The 24,218-nt window shown below is 33.0% G+C and carries 16 protein-coding genes; 10 read left to right on the top strand and 6 right to left on the bottom strand.

The genetic code is table 11. From position 1 onward, the window contains the following. Positions 1–7: 7 nt before the first annotated feature. Both HM982_RS13245 and HM982_RS13240 read right to left on the bottom strand, forming a co-directional pair. Complete coding sequence (locus HM982_RS13245; protein ID WP_179353725.1) at positions 8–1,240, bottom strand: DUF3999 family protein; 1,233 nt, start codon at positions 1,238–1,240, stop codon at positions 8–10. Continuing rightward, positions 1,224–3,641: a DUF2339 domain-containing protein gene (locus tag HM982_RS13240; RefSeq protein WP_179353724.1), complete on the bottom strand. Its 2,418-nt coding sequence runs from the start codon at positions 3,639–3,641 to the stop codon at positions 1,224–1,226. Before HM982_RS13240 ends, HM982_RS13245 begins: the two co-directional genes overlap by 17 nt. Positions 3,642–3,943: 302 nt before the next feature. On the opposite strand from HM982_RS13240, the gene HM982_RS13235 reads away from it, so the two are divergent. After that, positions 3,944–4,942 carry a lipoate--protein ligase gene (locus tag HM982_RS13235; RefSeq protein WP_179353723.1) on the top strand — a complete coding sequence of 333 codons (999 nt, stop codon included), beginning with the start codon at positions 3,944–3,946 and terminating at the stop codon, positions 4,940–4,942. Between the two features lie 49 nt (positions 4,943–4,991). Here the strand turns inward: HM982_RS13235 and trhA are convergent, their stop codons facing one another. The 4 genes from trhA to HM982_RS13215 all read right to left on the bottom strand — a co-directional run bounded on the left by trhA (position 4,992) and on the right by HM982_RS13215 (position 11,439). Continuing rightward, the gene (gene trhA / locus HM982_RS13230; protein WP_179353722.1) at positions 4,992–5,618 is read right to left on the bottom strand and encodes a PAQR family membrane homeostasis protein TrhA; all 627 of its coding nucleotides are present in this window, start codon (positions 5,616–5,618) and stop codon (positions 4,992–4,994) included. A gap of 2 nt (positions 5,619–5,620) precedes the next feature. After that, positions 5,621–6,313, bottom strand: a complete 693-nt coding sequence (locus HM982_RS13225; protein ID WP_179353721.1) for a DUF4294 domain-containing protein — start codon at positions 6,311–6,313, stop codon at positions 5,621–5,623. Positions 6,314–6,868: 555 nt separating this feature from the next. Next, positions 6,869–10,522 (bottom strand): ABC transporter permease/M1 family aminopeptidase, encoded by a 3,654-nt coding sequence (locus HM982_RS13220; protein ID WP_179353720.1) that lies wholly within the window; start codon positions 10,520–10,522, stop codon positions 6,869–6,871. Between the two features lie 26 nt (positions 10,523–10,548). Beyond that, the gene (locus tag HM982_RS13215) at positions 10,549–11,439 is read right to left on the bottom strand and encodes an ABC transporter ATP-binding protein (protein ID WP_179353719.1); all 891 of its coding nucleotides are present in this window, start codon (positions 11,437–11,439) and stop codon (positions 10,549–10,551) included. A gap of 122 nt (positions 11,440–11,561) precedes the next feature. Between HM982_RS13215 and HM982_RS13210 the strand changes: the two genes are divergently transcribed. The 9 genes from HM982_RS13210 (at position 11,562) to HM982_RS13170 (ending at position 24,186) form a co-directional block, all read left to right on the top strand. After that, positions 11,562–12,650: a M42 family metallopeptidase gene (locus HM982_RS13210; protein ID WP_179353718.1), complete on the top strand. Its 1,089-nt coding sequence runs from the start codon at positions 11,562–11,564 to the stop codon at positions 12,648–12,650. A 49-nt stretch (positions 12,651–12,699) separates the two neighbouring features. Further along, positions 12,700–13,254 carry an NUDIX hydrolase gene (locus HM982_RS13205; protein ID WP_179353717.1) on the top strand — a complete coding sequence of 185 codons (555 nt, stop codon included), beginning with the start codon at positions 12,700–12,702 and terminating at the stop codon, positions 13,252–13,254. Next, the gene (locus HM982_RS13200; protein WP_179353803.1) at positions 13,254–13,931 is read left to right on the top strand and encodes a PrsW family intramembrane metalloprotease; all 678 of its coding nucleotides are present in this window, start codon (positions 13,254–13,256) and stop codon (positions 13,929–13,931) included. Before HM982_RS13205 ends, HM982_RS13200 begins: the two co-directional genes overlap by 1 nt. A 396-nt stretch (positions 13,932–14,327) precedes the next feature. Next, complete coding sequence (locus HM982_RS13195; RefSeq protein WP_179353716.1) at positions 14,328–17,498, top strand: T9SS type A sorting domain-containing protein; 3,171 nt, start codon at positions 14,328–14,330, stop codon at positions 17,496–17,498. Between the two features lie 302 nt (positions 17,499–17,800). Continuing rightward, on the top strand, positions 17,801–19,150 hold the full coding sequence (locus HM982_RS13190) for a tetratricopeptide repeat protein (protein ID WP_179353715.1): 1,350 nt from the start codon (positions 17,801–17,803) through the stop codon (positions 19,148–19,150). A gap of 94 nt (positions 19,151–19,244) precedes the next feature. Beyond that, positions 19,245–19,724, top strand: a complete 480-nt coding sequence (locus HM982_RS13185) for an acetyl-CoA carboxylase biotin carboxyl carrier protein subunit (protein WP_179353714.1) — start codon at positions 19,245–19,247, stop codon at positions 19,722–19,724. Positions 19,725–19,838: 114 nt separating this feature from the next. Beyond that, positions 19,839–21,278, top strand: a complete 1,440-nt coding sequence (locus HM982_RS13180) for an acetyl-CoA carboxylase biotin carboxylase subunit (protein WP_179353713.1) — start codon at positions 19,839–19,841, stop codon at positions 21,276–21,278. A 113-nt stretch (positions 21,279–21,391) separates the two neighbouring features. Then, positions 21,392–22,933, top strand: a complete 1,542-nt coding sequence (locus HM982_RS13175) for an acyl-CoA carboxylase subunit beta (RefSeq protein WP_179353712.1) — start codon at positions 21,392–21,394, stop codon at positions 22,931–22,933. Positions 22,934–22,983: 50 nt separating this feature from the next. Next, positions 22,984–24,186, top strand: coding sequence for a multidrug effflux MFS transporter (locus HM982_RS13170; protein ID WP_179353711.1), 1,203 nt, complete (start codon positions 22,984–22,986; stop codon positions 24,184–24,186). Positions 24,187–24,218: the final 32 nt, after the last annotated feature.

Below are 24,218 nucleotides of genomic sequence, written 5' to 3'. Positions count from 1 at the left end.
ATATTTCTTAGCTTTTTTGCAACATGCGCAAAGTAAAACCACCTATAATTAAAATTGCCACACCAATAATTCCCCAAAGCCAATAACTGTTTTCAAACAATGGTTTTACGGTAACTTTTTTAGGTTTTGAAATCAATTCTTCCGTTCCTACTTTTAAAGCTTTTAAATGCTCCGGAACCTTAGTTTCAAATTTAGTTATATCGTAATTAGGTAATCTTGCAGAAGATTTGCCGTAAACCAGACTATAATCCGCTTTCTCAGTAAAACGTCCTATCATTTGAAATTGATGGCCTTTTACCAAAACATTAGAAACCGTTAAGGCTTGATTATCTTCATTATATATTGTTAACCTTAAGTGTTTAGCAATAATATCTCGAAACTTAAAATGATTGGGTTCTAAAGAATTTAAAGTACCACTTGTTATGGTTTTGTAGTCGTAAATCAAACCGTTTTCAGTTTTTGTACTATCTCTACGGTATTCAATTTTTATAGGCCTGTAATAATCAAACGTATTGCTGATATCTATATTTAAATGACTCAAGGCTACAGCTTGTTCTAATTCTAAATCAATTGTTGTGGTTTTAAGCTGTTTGTCGTCTTCCGTTGTCAACTTTTTAACTGAAAAATCAACAGCGCTTCCCTCTATAATTTCTTGTTGATAAAGCTGAGCAGAGACTAACTCAGGCTGCTCATTATGCTTTATAAAAAGCCTATAAAAACGGTATTTAGTTTCAGAAAATTGAAGTGTTGTAAATTTAAAATTTGTCGATGTATTCTTAATAGCTAATATTCTATAATCATTAAGTATTGTGAACCATTCGTTTTGATTTTGACTGCCTTGTAAATCAACTTTCCAGTCAAAATTCTGTGTTTCAAAATTCAATTTAATTTGATTGATGGTAGCTTCAGAATGCAACTGAAACGTATAATAATAGCCTTCATTACTTTTCGTTTTATTTATAATTTTAAAAGGAACAGTCTTATTACTTATTTTATCTGACAAAATCTTAAGAAAATAAGGCGCTTCAATAGTATCCTTTTTATGGGTAATTCCATAAATTCTTATATCTGAAAAACTCGGGTTTAAATTTCCAAATACAGCTTCTGGCAAAATAATTTGATGCCATTCATCGCTAACATTGTTAAGTGTTCTCTTATAATTGTAAGTTTCTAATTGTGCAAAACAAACAAGTGAAAAACCAATAAAAAAAACCGTAAATAGCTTAGTCGTTATTCTCATCTGTAATTTGGTTTTTGTATTTATTATATAAAAATGAAATAATTAAAAGTAATATACCAAGTGATACAAACACAATAGTTTTAGAAATGGTATTGAGATGCACAATATCGTAAAAGAATAATTTTACTAAGGTAATACCAAAGAAAACCATACCGCCAATTCGTAAATACGGTTTGTTCTTCCAGATGCCAAAAGCAATTAAAATAAAAGCATAAATCCCCCAGAGAATGCTTAGGCCTAGTTTGTACATAGCATCATAACCAAACATATCCATCCAATGAATAAGTTCGCTACTTAACACCCAAATAATTGAAAGGTGTAATAAAATATCATAAGCAATTCTATAACCTTTGGCGATACCTTCACGTTTAATAAATTTATAACAGGTCAATAAAGCTAAGGCTAAAAAGATAAAAGACACATAGCGAATCCATAAATAGAAACTGTCTACCGCAAAATATTCTGAAGGCATTAAATAGCTTTCTCTTAATCCACTTATAGCATAGAGGCCTAATGATAAGAATGTTAAAATAGTAATAACCGTTAAGCCTAATGCTATTTTTTCTAATATTTTATTCTTGATCAATTTTAGATTCACAAAAGCTAACACAGCCATAAACAGTAATGAATAATTGACAATCCAAATGGTTTTAAAATCCTTTAAATCATAGTTATAAACGGTATCATTATAACTTCCTTCGTAAGTAACATTGATTGTCGATCCATAATATAATTGATCCCAATAGAATTCGATTTCCAACCTAAAAGCATAGTAAGTACTAAACAAAAATACTGCAGGAATAGCAAAAGCACATAATTTATACCAAGTTGAATCGGGTTTAAATGCTGAAATATAGTTGTCTTTTCTAGAGAGCCAAACTATAAAACCAAAAGCTGCAATAAATAAAAGTGAGCTTAAAAAATGGATGTTAAAAACAGACGTCATTTTGGGATCTATATCAAAACCATAATATAAATCATAGGCATATGACCAATCTTGTAAAATACTTAGAAAAGCTAATAACATCAAGGGGTATGATAGTTTTTCGTAAATTGAAATCCCTTTTGTTCTCCCTAACCAAAATAATAATGCAGCTTCAGTAACCCATAATAGAGTGACCCAATTGCCATTAAGCTGCACAGGAACCGTAATAGTAATAAACAACAACACCATAGCAGAAGCTAGATAAAACAACTTTTTATCGCCTAATTTCATCTTGTAGAATAACACACTAACTATAAAATGTATCAGTGCATTGCCTAAAGTAAAGAGTCCTAATAATTGTGATCCTGTTTCACTATCGCTTAAAATTGCATAACCTAAACCATAAAAGATAAAAGAATTTAAAAGTAGGAGTATAACATCTCCCGAATTAAACATTTCTTTTTTCAATAGCTTGTAAGCGATAAATGTGATATAAAATATGAGAAAGAATACGGTGAGGAAAATTAAAGCTAATCCGTAATCTGCTCTAAAACTATAATCGAAAATATACCAAGATGCAAAAATGAGCCACGTAAATATAAAGGCAGAATAATAAAGTGATTTCCAATATTTTTTGAAAGAAATAATTAAAATTCCACTATTAATTAATGCCATGTAAGTAAACAAGACCTCCGCTTGCCCAGAACCATCACTCAACAAAAACGGTATTGCATATGCGCCAACCAATCCTATATGCGCAATTACTTGTCGGTTATAACTAATGGCAGCAACGACTGCAAATATTGTAAAAACAACCATTAAAGCAAATGTGGGAATCGGCGGAATTAAATCATAAAAACTATAAGCAAAAAAGGTGATAAAGTACAAAATCACTATAGATCCACTCACCAAAACAGCACTGTAAGATTCGTATTTTTGTTTTAATTTAATTCCAAAACCTAGCAAGCCAATCGCTGTAAAATATCCTAAAACGATTCGGGTTAATGGACTTATTAAATCATTTTCTATGGAATATTTAGCGCCTATGCCCACACCAATTATGGTAATTAAAATTCCTATTTTGTTAAGAATGTTTTCGCCTATAAATTTCTCTAAACTCGATTTTGACTTTGGAGCTTCAGATGATGTTATAGGTTTTTCAACCGTAGAAAATTCGTCTTGATAATTGGATTCTAAAACAGGTTCTGGTTTAGTATCTGTTACTTTTTCTGTTTCAGTTTCGGCTTCAAATTCAGCGTCTACATTAACGGCTTCAGGTTTAACTTCTAATTCTGGTTTTAAACTAGTTTTAACTTCAACGTCTAATTCAGATTTAGTTTCAAGCGTATTACCAGATTGTAAACGGTATAATTCTTCCTTAAGACTATTTATTTCAGAAGAAAACTCGGCCTGCTTTTCAAAAAGTAGTTCTAATTTATCAATTAATTTATTGATAAGCTCTTGACTATGTGCCATATATTGTTGATTTGGTTGTCTTTTCGATTAAGAGTGACATAGCTAAAATAGTTTTTATTATGAAGAAACTTCAATTTTGCGCTTTTAAGTTATTTTTTTCAAGCTTGTTTAAACTTTTTTAATCTCAATAATTAACAACATTAGTCCCTAAAAACGAATGTCCGTTTGTTTTTAATTTTAAGTTCGCTCTTATTTAGAACTTTTAATATTTATATTAAAAAAGTAGTTAATACTTAGACCAAAATCTAAATCTACTATTTCAAAATCTTTATCTTTGTAAGGTACCAAAAACAATAATTTTTATGATTTTCATTGATAACGAAGGCCACAACAATCCTAAACTAAACTTAGCGTTAGAAGAATACATCTTAAGACATTTTGATGCCTCTACGGATTATTTATTGTTTTACATTAATGCGCCATCGATAATCATTGGTCGTAACCAAAATACCTTAGAAGAAATTAACCAAGAATATATTGAAGCTAATCATATTGAAGTTGTAAGACGGGTTTCTGGTGGTGGTGCTGTTTACCACGATTTAGGCAACTTAAACTTTAGTTTTATTACCAATCATGATGGCAAAAGCATTAGTAATTTTAAAAAGTTTACGGCTCCAGTAATTCGTGTGTTGAATGATATGGGGGTTTCTGCTGAATTAAAAGGCCGTAATGACATCTTAGTTAAGGATCAAAAGATTTCTGGTACAGCTCAATTTTCAACCGGAAAACGCATGATTAGTCACGGAACCTTGTTATTCGATACCGATATGAGTGAAGTGGTTAAAGCGCTTCAGGTAAAAATGAGTAAAATACAATCTAAAGGTCATAAATCTGTTAGAAGTCGTGTTGCTAATATCAGCGAGTTTTTAAATGCACCTATGGCTATGGAAGACTTTAAAAAACAACTGCTCACAGGTTTATATGAAGCTAGCGAACCGTTTGAAACTTATAAATTAACAGAATCAGAATGGAAAGCTGTTCACGATTTAAAAGCCGAAAAATATGACTTATGGGATTGGAATTATGGACGCTCACCGAAGTTTAATATTCAACGTAATAAGCGTTTTCCTGTAGGTGAAATTGACCTGCGTATTTTTGTTGAAAAAGGCCGTATTTCAGAATTTAAAGTCTTTGGAGATTTTTTTGGAAGACAACCGGTTTCAGACCTTGAAAACCTGCTTATTGGTGTCCCTTATGATAAACTTGAAATCACTAAAAAATTAGAAGACGTTTCTATTCAAGATTATTTTGGAACTATAGAAAAATCTGATTTTTTAGACTTGGTTTATGGGAATGATTAAAGATTTAACTCTCGTGCTGATACCAAATAATATAGCAATTTAAACATTTTTATAACACATATAAGTACACCATAAAGAAGTGACAAATGGCACCACCTAATACAAATAAGTGCCATATTACATGGTTATATGGAATTTTCTGAACGGCATAAAAAATAATACCAACGGTATAAGACAATCCACCTGCAAACAACCACAATATCCCTTGTGGGCCTAGTGCTTCTGAAACATTTGAAAAATCAAATACAATAAGCCAGCCCATAACTAAGTATAGTAAGGTTGAAAAAACTTCGAACCTCCCTGTAAAAAAGAGTTTTAAAATCACACCAAAAGCGGCAATTCCCCAAACGGTCCAAAATAAAGTCCAGCCAAAACTATCGGGTAGTAAAATTAATAACACTGGTGTATAAGTCCCAGCTATGAGAAGGTAAATGCTAATATGATCGACAATTCTAAAATAGTATTTGCGCTTCTCCCCTTCTACCGCATGGTAAAATGTGGAAGCTAAAAACAAAATGATTATGGAAATCCCATAAACCATAACACTAAATAAATGCCAAGGTTTAAGCGTATCGGCTTTTAGAATAAGTAAAACTAGGGCAGCGATTCCTAAAAGTGCTCCAAAACCATGTGTCCAGGCATTAAGTTGTTCTTCGAGTTTCGTTTGAATGCGCATCGTTAAATTTTATTCTTTTGATATCTTAATTTGGATTTAGACCATTTGTTCACACAATCATAAAAATCAATATCAAAAGCGGCATCTTGATGTTTTAAACGCTCACTTTGAAATGCCCGTTGTAAAATATCTTCAATCAAATAATCTTCTTCTACCTCTATTGGTACAAATTCGCGTTTTAATGAAATATCAAACAATCCAGCTGTGCTATTAAACCAAAAGGCACGCCAACCACTTCGCAGTTCTTTAATTAAATCAAAAGCTGTTTTTCCGGTTTGTCGGTGAATCAGTTTTACTAATATCTGACCTTCGGTTTTGGTTAGTTTCTTTAATTCGGCAGAAAATTCATCTTCAATATAATTCTGAATAATCTTAGCATAACGCTTTTTATCTCGTTTACGTTCTAAACCATCTAAGCGTTCTTGTAGCGCTTCTAAACGTTCGGCAGCCAGCTTTGCATAAGGATACACTTTTAAGGTTTTTCGTCTTAAAATAATGTAACGGACTCTGGCTTCACGATTTTCGAACCTTAAATTAGGTAATACTAAAACCTCCTTCAATTCTACTGAAGTTACAGGAACAGAATCCCCTTCAATAATCATATAATGCGTATCTGTAGAATCTTGTTTTACAGGATTGTCTTGCGCATTTAATACGACTGAAAAAAATAATGCGATGTAGGTTAAATATTTCATTACATTTTTTAGTACCAAAACCGTTCCAAATATAAAGGATTACAGTAAATTCAAAATTAATAATAATTAAGTCTATAACCCTAAATTCTTATTAATATTATGGGGTAATTTGAATTTCTTTTAGAAACATGATTTCCGATAAAATAACTAGTCCCTTTAAGGACTTTCTATCGGTAAAATATTGAAACACTGCATTAACGCAATACCTTTAGGTATAACATATGGCGTACCTAAAGGCACGCTTCACAGTTATATCTCTTGTTTTTACCGATGTTCTGTCCCTAACAGGACAAACTTTATCAACTCACCAAAACAATAAAAACCCTTTCTGGTTTATGAACTTACAAAATCTATATAAATCAATAATTCTTGATTTATATTCAAACAAATTAAAAAAGTAGCAATTCGTCCCGTTAGGGACTTTATACCGGTAAAACAATGAATCGCTAGGTTAACATTGTGCCTTTAGGTACAACATTCGGCCTACCTCAAAACAAAAAGACCTTTCAAATGATAACATCTGAAAGGTCTTTTAATATTTAATCTTGAATCTACTTATAACTTCTGACGGTTATCCCCAGAATTTCTATCAATTAATATATTATAAGGGTCTACACCGACTTCCGTTGGTTTTTCATCTACAATAATCGAAACTTTATTATCAATCACTGTAATGTTGTGTTTCTTTAAGTATAGTTGTTTCTCTTTCATTTTTCCATCAACTTCATGTTCAGTGAATACGCCAATATCTATATAATCTTGAAGCGGTAAGGATAAAATGGGTTTTTCTTTTCCTTCCGGCAAATAAGAAATTGAATCCCTTCCTTCTTCAGAAAATAATTGTTTGCCACGTTCGTCATTTCTGTATTTACTCACTTCAAATTCAATATCAACTTGGTATTTACCATTATCCAATTCGGTAGATGACACTGTCTTTATTTTATTATCGTATAAGGTTATGGTTTCAAACATATCTGTTATTACATACTGCAAACTATCTGGTGTTGCCGCTTTTAAATGGTTGACCATATCAATAGATGTGGTATACGGTGGTTCTTGAAATTTCACTTTTTCAACATAAGTTTTTAAAGCGTTATTGAGCACATCTTCTCCGATATAATCACTTAAGGCATAAAATACCAATGAGCCTTTTTGATAATGAATATAGCCTTGACCGTCGTTGTACATCAGCGGTTTTTCTCGTTTGCGTTCAAAAGTTCTTCTAAATAAATAATCGTCTAAAGACTTTTTCAAAAACTTACGCATTTGCGTTTTTCCAAGTTCTTTTTCTAGCACTTTTAAAGACACATATTCCGATAAACTTTCAGATAACATCGTTGCCCCCAAAACATCGGCACCTATAACTTGATGTGCCCACCATTGATGTGCAACTTCATGCACTGTAATCGCATACATATAATTTAAACCAGCCTCGTCCTCATCATCTTCGTCATCTACGACAGCGATAAATCCTACATCACCAGAAAACGGAATGGTATTAGGAAATGATTGGGCAAAACCACCACTTGGGAATTCAATAATACGTAATTGTTTGTGCTGGTACGGACTAAAATTCTCTGTATTATATTCCAAAGAAGCTTTCATACCATCCATCATGCTTTCCAAATTGTATTCATGCCCTTCATGGTAATAAATTTCGAGATTTACATCCTTCCATTTATCTTTCTTTACTTTGTATTCTGCGGAATTAAAAGCGTAAAAATTCAAGATTTTACTATCCATTTTATAATGGAAATAACGTCTTCCATCGGCTTCCCATTCTTTTTGAAGATAACCAGGTGCAATGGCTATTTGGTCCTTACTAGTGCTTACTGTAGCTTCAAAATCTATCCAATCACTATCTTTTGAAATGTAGGTATTTCCTAAAGCGGTGGAATCTGAAGGCAATGGTTTTAACGCATTGGGTGGTAAACCGTATTTTTCACGGGTTTTATCATCTGTAAGTTCGCCGCCATTGTAACCAAAACTAGGAAACAATTGCATATTATTAATAAATGTTCCGTTCTCGATAATCGGGGAATTAGATACAAATAACGTATTAGGTTTGTTCTTAACCGTAAAATCTAAGGTCATTGAATCTCCTGGCATTAAGGGCTGTTTTAACCTATAAATATCAAAATTGTAGAGTGTATCCTCTTTTACTAATGTATTTTCACGATTAAATTTAAATGTACTTGGATAATCATTATGATTTAAGAAAATGCTATCAATGGCTTTATCGGTTTTGTTAATCATGGCATATTCACCCGATGCTTCAAAATCACGACTATCAATAAACAAATCTAAATTCACTTTTACAGCCACAATACGTGGTTGCGCATAGTTTTCGTATTGTTTATAGGTCTTTTCCCATTCAACAGTCAGTTCTTCAACTTCTTTTGAAGAGTAACGGTCGTTATTAATATTGGTGCCATGATAAATGGTATAGCCCATGGTTAAAAATCCAGCTAGCAATACTATAAATGCTGTAGCTACTGGTGTTGTAAAACGCGCTTTAGCAATAGCAATTCGCTCTTTAAAAGAATGTGGTAAACCACGTACCCAGAATAAAGCCGCTACAAGCATAAGCACTAAACCACCAAGAACCCAATAAAATTTATAGGTTAAATATCGAGCTAGTGAATCGCCATAACCATTCATATCATTATAACTAAATCCAGAGCCTTCATTATATTTAAATATAGCTTGTTCTACACCTGCCAAACTTAAAAATGGAATACCAATAACAATAACTAACAATACAAACAGACCTAAATATGGATTTCTAATTAAGGTTTGAATCATTAAGGCTAAGAAGGCCCAAATGACATAATTAATCAGTTTTAAGCCGAATAACTCTTTGATGTATAAGCCTATTTCAATATCAAAATAACCTTTATAAAGTTGAAATAAAATACCAGCTACCATCACTACAGATAGTAATAATATTTGCATTTTAACGATAGCGATAAATTTAGATAAAAACAGTGACCAATTAGGAATTGGTGTCACATCTTCCAAGCCATTAATGTTTGCTATTTTACTGCGATTAACTAGCATTCCTGCATACAAAAAGGTACAGATATTAATGGCAAATACAAATGCACTACCACCACGAAGCATTAACCATGTTCTTGGATACGATGCTGTTCCTGTACTTCCTACATCTGCTAAGGCGACTAACACAATAATAAGTCCCACTAAGACAATACTTATAAATGGCCAACTTTTTACGATGTATTTAAACTCTACATTCGAAATTTTCCAAGTCGCTTTTAAGTTCTGAATAAACGAATAATCCTTAGTAACCTTTGGCAAATTGATTTTAGTAATGCCTCCAAAATTGCGTTTTGTAGACCGTTCCCCTTTTTTCTTTTTGAAAAATGAAAACGACAAGGCATTTTGACTGAACTTAAAGAATTTAAAGACCATTCCAAATACTAAACTCGCTACACCTAACCATATTAATCGGTTATATAAAATAACTTCCTTAATAGGTATATGCATTTCATTTTGCTCATAAACCGTCCAATAACGTGTATAATAATCAGAAGCCGATGACCCAAAAGGATCCATCAAGGCTGCTAAATATCGACTATCTGGATCAGACAATAAACTATCGGTTACCCCTTGTACAAATAAGAGTAAAATAACTGTTATAAATCCGGCTGCAATGTTTCGTGTAAACGTCACAACAGCAAAAACAATGGCGCCAAACAATAAAATATTAGGTAAAATAAAGAGCCAATAGGCATTAAAATACGATTGAATATCAAAGTCAATGATTAAATCTGAATTTGTCCCAGGCAATCTAAAACCAATAAACATGCCTATACCAATCGTTAATACAATAAGCGTAACAACAACAATAGCACTGAAAAATTTAGCAAATAAATAATTGGCTTTGGTAAAGGGATAGGAATATAAAATGGAATGCATTTCACTTTTAAAATCCCTATTGATAGAAGCGCCTATAATTGAAGGAAACAGAAAGAAAATTAAAATAGTTAATCCGTTAAACAGGTTGTTTATACCTATTGGTGAATTTACAATTCGGGCAGAACTTGTGGTCGCTGTAATACTATCGAAAATACCAGCCGTTGTTGCAGCCATAAATAACGATAACATAAAGAAAATAGCCATATAAATATAAGTTGCTGGTCGTTTTAACCAGTACTTTAATTCATAAGAAAATATTGTAGAAAACATAGATGTACTTTTATAGAGGTTAAAAATTATAGAGCACTAACAGGTTCGTCTTGTTTGAGTGCTATAAAATAAACATCATCGAGCTGTGGTTCTACAGATTTAAAGGCTTCACTAGGTTGTGCTTCACTATACACACGGATATTTAATGAGTTATCTTCGTTATAGTTAGACGATAATATATTGTATTGCGCTTCATGCGCTTCTAAATCATCTCTATCAATAACTTTAGTCCAAATCTGGCCTTGCAATTCCATTCTGGCCTGTGTTGGCGTGGCTTGCTTTAAAATACGACCACCATTTAAAATCGCCATATCGTTACAAAGTTCTTTAACATCTTCAACTATATGCGTTGAAAAAATCACGGTACAATTAGTACCCACTTCGCGCAATACATTTAAAAAACGATGACGTTCAGCAGGGTCTAATCCTGCGGTAGGTTCATCGACGATAATTAATTTTGGATTATTCAATAATAACTGTGCAATACCGAAACGCTGTTTCATACCACCAGAATAGCCAGCCACATGCTTCTTACGCACATCATATAAATTGGTAATATCTAACACTTCTTTTACAATGGCTTGGCGTTCAGATTTTGAACTAATGCCTTTTAAAGTCGCAAAATAATCTAATAAAGCTTCAGCAGACATTTTCGGATACACCCCAAAAGATTGTGGTAAATAACCCAATACTTTTCTCAGTGCCATTTTATCCTCTAACACATTAATATCACCAAACATTATAGATCCCGAATCTGGACTTTGCAAAGTCGCGATGGTTCGCATTAAAGAAGATTTTCCAGCTCCATTTGGTCCTAAAAGTCCAAACATTCCTGTTCCTATTTCAAGATTAAGGTTGTCAGTTGCTTTAACACCATTTTTATATGTTTTAGTAAGATCTTTAATTACGAGTTTCATCAGTTAGTATTTAGTTATGAATATTACTGTATAAGTATAAAAATAGTTGAAATTGTTACAAAAAAAATTCAAAAACTATTAAAGCTAAAGAATTCGTTTTATTTTTAAGCAAAATTTAAATTATGTCAGACGAACAATTACTGAATAAAGAGTCTATGGACTTTTTAGAAAAATACTTAAATAACGCATCTCCAACAGGTTACGAATGGGAAGGCCAAAAAATATGGATGGATTATCTAAAGCCTTATGTCGATGAGTTTATCACAGATACCTATGGTTCAGCTGTTGCGGTAATAAACCCTGATGCAAAATACAAAGTTGTTATTGAAGGGCATGCTGATGAGATTTCGTGGTATGTTAACTATATTTCCGATAACGGTTTATTATATGTGGTTAGAAATGGCGGTAGTGACCATCAAATTGCACCGAGTAAGGTTGTAAATATTCACACCAAAAACGGTATTGTTAAAGGTGTTTTTGGTTGGCCAGCCATTCATACCAGAAATAAGAGCAAGGAACAAGCCCCAAAACCCGATAATATCTGTATTGATATCGGTGCAAAAGATAAAGAAGAAGTAGAAAAAATGGGCGTTCACGTTGGTTGTGTTATCACTTACCCTGATGAATTTCATATTCTAAATGGTGACAAGTTTGTGTGTCGCGCCTTAGACAACAGAATGGGCGGTTTTATGATTGCTGAAGTAGCGCGTCTATTGAAAGAAAACAAGAAGGAATTACCATTCGGACTTTATATCACCAACTCTGTACAAGAAGAAATTGGTTTACGTGGTGCTGAAATGATTACACAAACCATAAAGCCGAATGTGGCGATTGTAACCGATGTAACGCATGATACAACAACGCCAATGATAGAGCAGAAAACTCAAGGTTATGCCGAAATTGGAAAAGGTCCTGTGGTTGCTTATGCACCTGCTGTACAACAAAAATTACGCGATTTAATTATAGATACTGCAGAAGAAAAAGACATTCCTTTTCAACGTGCTGCACTCTCTAGAGCTACCGGAACAGATACAGATGCTTTTGCCTATAGCAACGGCGGTGTGGCTTCTGCCCTAATCTCTTTACCTTTACGTTATATGCACACCACTGTAGAAATGGTTCATAAAGACGATGTGGAAAATGTGATTAAATTAATTTATGAAACCTTAATGAAGATCGAAGACGGCGAAACGTTTAGTTACTTCAAATAACAATTTCAGACCTACTAGGTTTTTAAAACTTAGTAGGTCTCTTTAATTTATGGACGAAATTATAGACATCGTTGACAAAAACGGCCAACCAACCGGAACAACGGCTTTAAAATCTGAAGCACATGCTAAAGGATTGTACCATAATACCATTCACCTTTGGTTGTATACTTCTCAAGGAGACATTCTACTCCAACAGCGTTCACACAAAAAAATCATTTTTCCACTCCTATGGGATGTTTCCGCTGCAGGCCATATTGATGCTGGAGAAACATTTACAGAAGCTGCTCTAAGAGAAACTAGAGAAGAGTTAGGCTTGACTTTAGTCTCAGAAAATCTTACTAAAATTGGCACATTTCTACATGAAACTAGTTATGCAGAGGGCAAAATTCAAGATAATGAATTTCATCAAGTCTTTATAGCTGAATTGACGGTCGACTTAAAAGATTTAATTATTCAGGAAAGCGAAGTCGAAGCTGTAAAACTAGTGTCGTTTGAAGAGTTTGAACGCTTATTAAAAGACAGTGAAAGCAATCATCATTTTGTGGCTAGTAATCGTGATTATTATAAGTTTGTATTAAAAACAATTAAAGAAAAACAACATTGATAAACCTAATCCTTTTGGCTGTTGCGCCTGTATTTGCCATTCTTCTCTATGTATATGCACAAGACAAATACGAAAAAGAGCCCAAACGTTTATTAATCTACAGTTTTCTATTTGGAGCTATTGTTAGTGTCACTATAGTCTTTATTTTATATTTTTTTACAGGACGATTAATTCCATTAACCGATCGTTTAAGTGTTTGGCAGCAGTTTATACAAGCCTTTGTGGTTGTTGCTTTAGCTGAAGAATTTAGTAAATATATCATCGTAAAATATTATGCACAACCAAAAAAAGCATTCAATGAACCTTACGATGGAATCATTTATGCCGTCATGGTTTCAATGGGATTTGCCTGTACTGAAAACATTATGTATGTATTAGAAAGTGGTTATCAAACCGCAATTTTAAGAGCATTTACAGCGGTGCCGGCGCATGCGACTTTTGGAATCCTCATGGGCTATTTTATGGGAAAAGCTAAATTCTCTAACAATAGAGTCTTGCTTAACTTAGCAGGATTGAGTTTAGCTATTTTGTTTCATGGCACCTATGACTTCTTCTTATTTATTCATTTTATACCTGGTATATCAATTGGTGCTTTTATATCACTAATTATAGGAATTATACTTTCCAAAAAAGCGATTAAAGCTCACCAAAACGATTCTCACTTTAAAACAAAATAAAATTAACACCAAGCCTATTTTGCTTCTAAACTCCTATTGGTATTTAAAACATATTCATGCAAATTATCAACTAATCATTCGGACTTAGAAAGAATATCTGTTCGTAATGCTAATTTTTTAGTACTATAAAAAGAAAGGGAACGTTACTACCTTTTTCACTTCTGTCGCTATTTTTATTTTATTTAACCCATTCACTTCACAGACCAAAAACACTAACTAACAATCAATTATAGAAATATAGAGAACTTATACTTTAAATTAGTTTAAATTATAGTAATAAGCGTTTGTCAACACTATTGTCTACACACAATATAGGCTAATCCCAACTTAACCTGCTAAATTTGAAAACGACTTACCAAACTGTTATTCCATTTAACAAACTAAAACTAACTAATTATGAGCTTAAATCTCACCAAAAAATATGCATTCGTTTTTATAATTTGTTGCTTAGTATTTAATTTTTCATATACTTATGCACAGGTAGACTCGTCCCAATTTAAAAAGTTTGTTGGCTTCAAATATTCTAATACTTTTAAATTAATTTCCGAATATCAAGATTTAAGACATAAAAAAATTAGCAATCAAAATACTACCCCCATCTACACCAATACAGTTAGAAATAAGTCTTTGGGCATTAAACCTGAACTTATTACCCATAAACGTACTACAAACCAATATGACTACCATTCATTTAGTTATAGCGGTATAAACATTCCTAGTGCAAGCATAACCGACTCTGATGGTAACACGTATATAACAGGGGGGAGTTCTAATGACAACAGTCCTGAAGGTAATGTGGTTACAATTAAAGTAAATAATTTAGGAGAAGAAGTATGGGAATCGAGAAAGTTAGGCACAAGATACGCCGTTGAAAGTGGGATTGCTATTACTGATGATGTAAATGGAAACCCAATTTCTACAGGAATGCACTGGAATGGAGATAATATGGATGTAGTAATAATAAAATATGCAGCAGAAACTGGTGACGTTATTTGGCAATCTATCTACGATGGAGAAGGTGAAGGTATAGATATTCCTACAGCAATTACATCAGATAATGATGGTAATACCTATATAGCGGGTATAACCTATGATAATAATACTATGACATATCTAACACTTAAATATAATAGTTCTGGTACTTTATTATGGGCAGTAAAAGATAACAACTTAGTTTCAGAATCATGGAATGAGCCTCAGGCTATTGTAGTCGATTCCGATGCCAATATTATTGTAACGGGCTACGCCGTAAATTCAGAATATTGGTTGGGATATTACACTATAAAGTATAATTCTGAAGGCGAAAAACAATGGAGTCATGTACATAATTATATATCAGAGCTTAATGAAAACAAAAATTCAATAGCAAATGATATCGCTTTAGATAACAACCAAAATATTTATATCACAGGTACATTTGACACAAGTACACTAAATAGCCAAATTGGAACAATAAAATATGCACCAGACGGTACTCAAGAATGGGTAAAAGACTATAAATATGAAACTGACGGCACAGAAGGACACCAGATTGAAGTTGTAGAAAACTCTACAATTTACGTGGGTGGTACTCATAACGGAAGCTATACAGATGACGGAATTGTATTATTATCCTATAATTTAGAAGGAATTCAAAACTGGGCGCAGAAAACTGATGATTTATTGAACAACAGCGGCTCCTTTTTACTAATTGACACTAATAATTTACCCGTAATTAGTAGTAAGGGCTATGATGAGTTTTCTAATACCGCAATAAAATCTTATCGTTATGAAGCCAATGGGACACTAGTTGATGAAACAAACTATTCTTTATCATTTTCTTCCAATGAATCCATTAAAAATTATGTTGGGTTTGGTTTAGACAACTCAGATAATCAATTCCTTATTTGCGACTCTTATCTAACATCTGAAGGAAACGTTTTTCAATATACAAAACTTCCTCTTGCTACTGAAGCAACACCAGAATGGACTGAAAACTATACTAATAACGGCGCTGGATCTTCTAGTATGTTGTATGCCACTACTGCAGAAAATAATGTGTATATTACTTCAACATTTGGCTCTATCGTCGATGATGTCTATATCTCCAACAAATCTTTAACAAAATACAATGAAACAGGAGAAGTAGAATGGTCTAAGACCTATAATACAATCGACGACACTCTTGGCAGTTTTTTTGGAATAGCTTCAAAAATTGATTCTTCAGGAAACATCATAGTCTATTTAATAGCAGATACCTATAGTTTAGAACCTGAACCTTCACGAATTATCAAGTATGACACAGCAGGGAATCTAATTTGGCAAACGGATTTTTACTTCAATACTCCACAAATGTATACCTTATTTCTTGACCATAATGACGATATTTATATCTCTGGTAGCGCCAAAGAGAATGCCGCAGATTATACATCTAAATTTATAACAACTAAAATCTCTAGCACAGGGAATGAATTATGGACTCAATATACAGGTTCAAATAATTCTGAAGATAACGTTTTTAGTATAAGTGCAGGCAAAGTAAATTCTCAAGGTAATATCGTACTTGTTGGATCTGTTGGAAGCTCAAGTATGATGTCTCAAAATACTCATTTGGCATTACTAAGTTACAGTAGTGATGGCGAATTAATAGATTTAAATACGCTTCAAATAGATCAAAACAATAGCTCAGGTATAAATTTGCTTATAGATGATAATGATACTATATATGTAAATGGTGTACAACAGAATCAGATAACTTATAAAGAGGAGTCTTTATTAGTAAAGTTCGATAGCAATTTACAACACCAATGGACTGCTAACCATTCAGAAATTGATAGACAAGTGCGTTCTTATAAGTTGCATCAAAATTCCTTAGGAAATATCGTTATGTCTTGTTATAGTAATTCCCCCCAAGATAATAAAGTCATTTTAGTTAATTATAATACTGAGGGTAATGAGTTATGGACCTACAATACTGAAGTAAACAATTACTATGTAGATTTCTATATCGATAACGATGATAAAATTTATCTATATAACCAATTTGCAACCAATCATTTACCATATCGTTTATTTCACGGCTTTGGATCTTTAACCTCAGGGATTTTAAATGTTATTGACGAAAATGGAATTGAAATTGAAGCGCAATCAAAAATTGGTCCGGAACTTTCAGTTTTTTTTCCAAGTGTATTAATTCCATTACAAAATGGAACGTTATTAGCAGGTGGAACCCTTAGTCATGAATTATCCTATTTTGAAGGTTTATATTTTTTTGAAACAACACACCAACCCTTAAGTATAAGTCAACCAAATACAGCTCAATCTAACAATAATTGGTTAGGACAAAATTATCCTAATCCAGCAAGCACAACCACAACAATTCCTTTCTTTTTAAGAGAAGGAGGACAAGTCTCCGTAAAATTCTTTGATTTAACAGGAAAAAAAGTATTAGAACTTAGTGATGATACTAACTTGCCTACCGGTCATAATCAAATCAATATAAATATAACTAATTTAACTCCAGGCGTCTATTTTTATCAATTAGAATCTGGAGATTACCTACAATCAAAAAAAATTATTATTGAATAAAACTAAATGCTTGATTAATTCCCTTTTTTATATATTCCTGTATTGATTCATTTTGATACAGGAATATTATTTATATTTTTAATACTAAAACAACTATTGTGAAGTCTAATAAAATAAAAATTCTTAATGGTGTAATTATAGTATTATTCTCAATAATGTTATTTACAAATTGTACCACTTCTGAGCAAGAAACGGTCCCCTTAAAGCGCGTAAAAAAAACGACACTCAACCATAAACAACCAGACACCACCTACAAAAACTTACAAAATTTAAAGCATCTAAGTATTGATTCGCTTAACCAATTGGCTATAGCATATTGGAGAGACAATGATTATCAAAATTCTTTAGAAATAATAAATAATGCTTATCATCAATTACAATTAGCCCCAGATCATAAACAACTGGCTAAAGTACTCAACACACTTGGCTTAATCTATTGGCGATTAGGAAACAATGACGATGCATTAGACAGTTATTCAGAATCAGCTAAAATAGCAGAAAAATACAGCCAGCATAGACTTCTAGGTCTCACCCACACAAACCGAGGCTTAATTTTTAAAGAACAAGCTTTATATCAAAAGGCTATCCTCCATAACAATAAAGCTATACAACTATTTCAACACTATAATTTATATAAAGAACTTGGAATAGCGCTTAATAATCAAGGTCAGATATTTAAGAAACAAAAGAAATATAAAATCGCTGAAAATTACTATTTAAAAGCATTAGAGAATTATAAAAAAGTGAGTTATAAAGACGGGGAATCTGCTACATATTATAATCTAGCAGATGTTTACTTGCACCAAGGAGCAGTTGATGAAGCCCTAAAAGCATCTCAAAATAGTCTAAAATTTGCTTTAGCAATAAATCGTAAAATACGTATAAGTGAAGCATATAGTAAAATATCTGAATCATATGAACGGTTAGGCAACCTAGAGCAAGCCTTTAAATATCATAAGCTCTACAGTTTACAAAATGATACAATTTCACAGGTTAATCAGTCTAAAATTTTAGCTCAATACCAAACAAAAATGGGCGTAGAACTAAAAAATCTTCAAATACAGAATCTTCAAAATGAACAAAAATTAGCAAAAAACAAGTTATGGTTTTTAGCAATCGGTATAGGAATACTAGTATTAATTGGATTCTTTTTGTCTAGTCGATACTTAACTAAAATAAATTATAACAAAAAAAGACTAGAAATAGAGCTTGAAGCTTCAAAAAAAATATTGAATGTAAAAGAATTAGAATTAAAAACTTACATCATTGATTTATCAAAAAAAAATGAGCTTATAAATAAACTTCAAGCCAAAGCTAACAGTTACACATTGACAACCAAAAATGACAATGAAGTTGCTCAATTAAAAGAACAAAAAATATTAACCAGTGAAGACTGGAACACTTTTAAAAACAAGTTTAATTCTATCTATCCAGGTTTTAATAATAGAATTATGAACCTTAAAGTACCATTAACCGAAGCAGAAATTAGGTTTTTAGTATTATTCCATTTAAACCTCACAAGCAAACAAATGTCTAATACTTTAGGAATATCACCTCAGAGTGTACGTGCATGCAAAATGCGTCTCAAAAAGAAACTTAAGAAATACCATGTTTATTCTATTGAAGAAATTATTACGCCTCTAATTCGATAAGTTTTTAGAGTTTATATGACAAAACACCCTAATAATTTCATATTTTGCAACTTAATTAGTAAAAAATCATCAATAACATAATCAATACTGTTTTATGTATAAAATTAAAGTCAACGCTTCCCATACTTTTGAAGTCACAAAAGAAAGTGTAGAATCACTAGATGCTATAACAACAACTCCCAATCATTATCACATTCTTCAAGACAATACCACTATTAAAGCCGAAGTTTTAGATACTGATTTCAACAAGAAATTATATACTATAAAAGTTAACAACAATACGTTTGAAGTTAACATTTATGATAAACTCGATCAACAAATTGAAGCCTTAGGTTTTGAAATTGGCGCTGCTAAGCAAGTCAATAATATAAAAGCACCAATGCCTGGATTAATTTTAGAAATTAATGTTGAAGTCGGACAAGAAGTTAAAGAAAATGATGTGATTTTAATTTTGGAAGCCATGAAAATGGAAAACGTCATTCATTCACCTCGTGAAGGAATTATTAAATCCATTAAGGTCAATGAGCGTGAAACCGTTGATAAAAACACGCTTTTAATTGAATTTGAAGACTGATATAACCAGCGCTCTCAGACTCTAAAACTCTGAGAATCTATAGAATTCAACTTCACTAGTAAAACGTAAAACAAAAGTTCCGTGTATATTAGGAACGAAAAATTAATATTTTTCATGAAAAAACTACTAATAGCCAACAGAGGAGAAATTGCCATTAGAATAATGGAAACGGCAAAAAAAATGGGGATTAAAACCGTTGCTATATTTTCTGAAGCAGACCGTAATGCACCTCACGTTAAGTATGCTGACCAAGCGGTTTGTGTTGGTCCTGCTCCTTCAAATGAATCGTACTTAAAAGGCAATAAAATCATAGAAATTTCTAAAGCACTCCATGTTGATGCAATTCATCCTGGCTATGGTTTTCTAAGTGAAAATGCAGACTTTGCGGAATTGTGCGAAGCCAATAATATTATTTTTATTGGTCCTCGCTCTAAAGCCATCAAGTTAATGGGCAACAAATTAGCAGCTAAAGAAACCATAATGGGCTATGATATTCCTATGGTTCCCGGTACTGATGAAGCGATTACTGATATTCCGAAAGCTAAAAAAATAGCCAACGAAATTGGTTTTCCTATTCTTATAAAAGCTGCCGCTGGTGGCGGTGGAAAAGGCATGCGTATTGTTGAAAATGAAGCCGAGTTTGAAGCACAAATGAACAGAGCTATCAGTGAAGCCACATCGTCTTTTGGTGATGGTTCCGTGTTTATTGAAAAATATGTGGCCTCTCCACGACATATCGAAATTCAGGTTATGGCGGATATGCATGGTCATATCATTCACCTTTTTGAGCGCGAATGTTCCATTCAACGTCGTCATCAAAAAATAATTGAAGAAGCACCTTCAGCTGTTTTAACGCCAGAATTAAGAGAAAAAATGGGTCAAGCGGCAATCAATGTAGCACGATCTTGTGATTATGTAGGTGCTGGAACTGTAGAATTCCTTCTAGATGAAAATTTTAATTTCTATTTCTTAGAAATGAATACCAGACTTCAAGTAGAACATCCGGTTACCGAATGGATTTCAGGTGTAGATTTAGTAGAACTGCAAATAAAAGTAGCCCGAGGAGAAGCATTAACAATCAATCAAGACGATTTAAAAATTAATGGTCACGCTATAGAACTTCGTGTTTATGCAGAAGATACGATGAATGACTTTTTGCCAAGCGTAGGAAAATTAGAAGTTTACAAACTCCCTGAAGGCAAACATATTAGAGTCGATAATGGTTATGAAGAAGGCATGGATATTCCAATTTACTATGATCCAATGCTATCTAAACTCATCACCTATGGAAAAACAAGAGAAGAAGCGATTGCCTTAATGGTTACAGCCATTAATAATTACGAAATTAAAGGCGTACAAAGCACCTTACCCTTTGGTCGTTTTGTTTGCCAACACGATGCCTTCAGAAGTGGCGATTTTGATACGCATTTTGTAAAAAATTACTACTCGTTTAGCTTATTAAAGGAACAACGCCAATTAGAAGCTGAAATCGCAGCAAAAATTGCATTAAAACATTTCTTGGAAGAACAAAAAAATTTACGCGTACCTAGTTAGTCAAAATATTCAGTCTCAGTATTCTAAATTTTGGCAAAACTAATAACGAAACAATAAACAACATAACATATATAGCTTTGTGCCATAGTGCCTTCGCTAGAAAACAACATCGCATGGACAAAAACATAAAAACCCTTAATGAGAAATTAGCTTTAGCTAAATTAGGTGGTGGACAAACCCGAATAGACAAACAACACGAAAAGAAAAAACTAACCGCAAGAGAGCGTGTCACTTATTTATTAGATGAAGGTTCTTTTGAAGAAATTGGTGCTTTAGTTACCCACAGAACTAAAGATTTTGGCATGGAAAACCAACAGTTTTATGGCGATGGTGTGGTTACTGGTTACGGAACTGTTAATGGTAAACTGATTTATGTCTTTGCTCAAGATTTTACTGTTTTTGGGGGTTCACTATCAGAAACACATGCCGAAAAAATCTGTAAAATTATGGATATGGCTGTAAATGTTGGTGCTCCAATTATTGGACTAAACGATTCTGGTGGTGCACGAATTCAAGAAGGCGTACGTTCTTTAGCTGGTTATGCCGACATTTTTTATAAAAATGTAAATGCTTCAGGTGTTATTCCACAAATTTCTGCAATTATGGGGCCTTGTGCTGGTGGCGCTGTATACTCGCCTGCAATGACCGATTTCACATTGATGGTTCAAGATACTAGTTATATGTTTGTAACGGGACCTAATGTTGTAAAAACGGTGACTAATGAATCCGTTACAAGTGAAGAACTCGGTGGTGCAAGTGTACACTCTTCAAAATCTGGTGTAGCTCATAAAACCGCAGCAAATGATGTGGAATGTCTAGAAGATATTAAAAAATTATTGAGCTATTTACCTCAAAGTAATAAAGAAAAAGCAGACGATATTCCATTTGAACTTAAAGATGAAGTTAGAGACAATTTAACGTCAATAGTTCCTGATAATCCTAACAAACCTTACGATATGCATCAGGTAATTTCAGGGGTTATTGATGAAGATTCTTTTTATGAAATCCATAAAGATTACGCTGAAAATATCATTGTAGGTTTTGCACGTTTAGGAGGAAAAAGTATCGGAATCGTTGCCAATCAACCCATGTTTTTAGCCGGTGTTTTAGATGTAGCGAGTTCTAAAAAAGCGGCCCGATTTGTACGTTTCTGCGATTGCTTTAATATCCCACTGTTAGTATTAGAAGATGTTCCAGGATTTTTACCAGGCACAGACCAAGAATGGAATGGAATTATTGTTAACGGTGCCAAACTACTCTATGCGTTTAGTGAAGCAACAGTGCCAAGAATTACAGTAATTACGCGTAAAGCTTATGGTGGTGCTTACGATGTTATGAATTCGAAACACATCGGAGCCGATATGAATTTTGCATGGCCTAATGCCGAAATCGCTGTGATGGGTGCCAAAGGTGCTGCTGAAATTATCTTTAAACGTGAAATTTCTAAGGCCGATGATCAAGATGCTAAATTAAAAGAAAAAGAAGCTGAATACGCCAAGTTATTCGCTAATCCTTATAGCGCAGCCAACCGTGGTTTTATAGATGATGTTATTTTACCTCATGATACAAGACGTAAATTGATAAAAGCCTTTAGTATGCTTGAAAACAAAGCGATTACTAAGCCTGATCGTAAACATGGAAATATTCCGCTTTAAATAATTGTTAAGGCGTTTTATAGGTTAAACATTAAGCTTACTTTTGCGCCATGCAAAATCAAAAAAGGTCTCAGTTCGAATTTGTGGTGCTAATGGCAGGCCTAATGTCTATTGTCGCCCTTTCTATTGATGCTGTTCTACCTGCATTGCCAGAAATAGGTGAGTATTTAAACAGCATTAGTGAAACTGAAAACCAAAAACTAATTACAGCTATTTTTTTAGGCTTAGGTTTTGGTCAATTAATTTTTGGACCACTTTCAGACAGTTTAGGACGTAAACCAATGGTTTATGTTGGGTTTTGTGTATTTGTGATTGCTTCAATTATATGCATGACAACCAAAAATTTTGAAATGATGCTTTTTGGACGTGTTCTACAAGGTGTAGGTTTATCTTCGTCTAGAACCATGAGTATAGCTATCGTTAGAGATTCTTATGACGGTGATCATATGGCAAAAATTCTATCTGTTGTCACCATGACCTTTATTTTAGTGCCCATAATTGCACCAATGTTAGGCCAGTTTTTATTGAATCACTTTGGGTGGCAATCTATTTTTACGGTCAATTTAATATTTGGATTACTCATCATCATCTGGTTTTGGAAACGCCAACCCGAAACACTTCATAAAGAATACCAGCGCACTTTTAGACTCTCCATTTTTAAAACAGGAACAATTACTTTTTTTAGAATAAAGTCTGCTGTGATTTACACCTTACTGTCTGGTTTGGTAACTGGTTCGTTTATGGTTTATTTAAGTACCTCTCAGCAAATTTTTCAGGTGCAGTATAATTTAGGCGACTTATTCCCTTATATTTTTGCTAGTTTAGCAACCACTATTGGCTTAGCAACATTTTTGAACAGCGCTATTGTAATGCGTTTTGGCATGTGGAATTTGGTTAACATTGCCTTACTCGTTTTTGTTATTAATTCTTTTGTTTTCGTGGTTCTTTTTTGGTCTGGTGTCAATCCACCTTTAGGTGTGTTAGTCTTCTTTTTAATACTGCAATTTGCAAGTATAGCGTTCCTATTTGGTAATTATAGAGCATTAGCTATGCAACCCATGGGACATATCGCCGGAATCGGTTCTGCGCTTAATGGGTTCCTATCTACAGTAATGGCGGTACCTATTGCTAATTTTATTGGCAGTTTTATAAAAACATCAGTATTACCCCTATTTATTGGCTTCTTTGTAACTGGCCTTATTGGTTTGGTTTTATTCTATAGTGTAAAAAAACCAGTGAGAGTAAAAGCTTAGACTTTAAAATCATTGCTTTCACTCTCCTGGTT

It is taken from the genome of Winogradskyella vidalii (genome assembly GCF_013403955.1).
In the GTDB taxonomy this organism is placed as follows: Bacteria; Bacteroidota; Bacteroidia; order Flavobacteriales; family Flavobacteriaceae; genus Winogradskyella; species Winogradskyella vidalii.
Note: the sequence above shows the minus strand (reverse complement) of the source record. Positions and strands in the feature narration are given on the sequence as shown.

Bases quoted from the DNA above. Each gene is read 5' to 3' on its own strand.
- HM982_RS13245 (WP_179353725.1), bottom strand. From the start codon at position 1,240: ATGAGAATAACGACTAAGCTATTTACGGTTTTTTTTATTGGTTTTTCA.
- HM982_RS13195 (WP_179353716.1), top strand. From the start codon at position 14,328: ATGAGCTTAAATCTCACCAAAAAATATGCATTCGTTTTTATAATTTGT.
- trhA (WP_179353722.1), bottom strand. From the start codon at position 5,618: ATGCGCATTCAAACGAAACTCGAAGAACAACTTAATGCCTGGACACAT.
- HM982_RS13185 (WP_179353714.1), top strand. From the start codon at position 19,245: ATGTATAAAATTAAAGTCAACGCTTCCCATACTTTTGAAGTCACAAAA.
- HM982_RS13215 (WP_179353719.1), bottom strand. From the start codon at position 11,439: ATGAAACTCGTAATTAAAGATCTTACTAAAACATATAAAAATGGTGTT.
- HM982_RS13180 (WP_179353713.1), top strand. From the start codon at position 19,839: ATGAAAAAACTACTAATAGCCAACAGAGGAGAAATTGCCATTAGAATA.
- HM982_RS13235 (WP_179353723.1), top strand. From the start codon at position 3,944: ATGATTTTCATTGATAACGAAGGCCACAACAATCCTAAACTAAACTTA.
- HM982_RS13240 (WP_179353724.1), bottom strand. From the start codon at position 3,641: ATGGCACATAGTCAAGAGCTTATCAATAAATTAATTGATAAATTAGAA.
- HM982_RS13170 (WP_179353711.1), top strand. From the start codon at position 22,984: ATGCAAAATCAAAAAAGGTCTCAGTTCGAATTTGTGGTGCTAATGGCA.
- HM982_RS13225 (WP_179353721.1), bottom strand. From the start codon at position 6,313: ATGAAATATTTAACCTACATCGCATTATTTTTTTCAGTCGTATTAAAT.
- HM982_RS13220 (WP_179353720.1), bottom strand. From the start codon at position 10,522: ATGTTTTCTACAATATTTTCTTATGAATTAAAGTACTGGTTAAAACGA.
- HM982_RS13175 (WP_179353712.1), top strand. From the start codon at position 21,392: ATGGACAAAAACATAAAAACCCTTAATGAGAAATTAGCTTTAGCTAAA.
- HM982_RS13210 (WP_179353718.1), top strand. From the start codon at position 11,562: ATGTCAGACGAACAATTACTGAATAAAGAGTCTATGGACTTTTTAGAA.
- HM982_RS13205 (WP_179353717.1), top strand. From the start codon at position 12,700: ATGGACGAAATTATAGACATCGTTGACAAAAACGGCCAACCAACCGGA.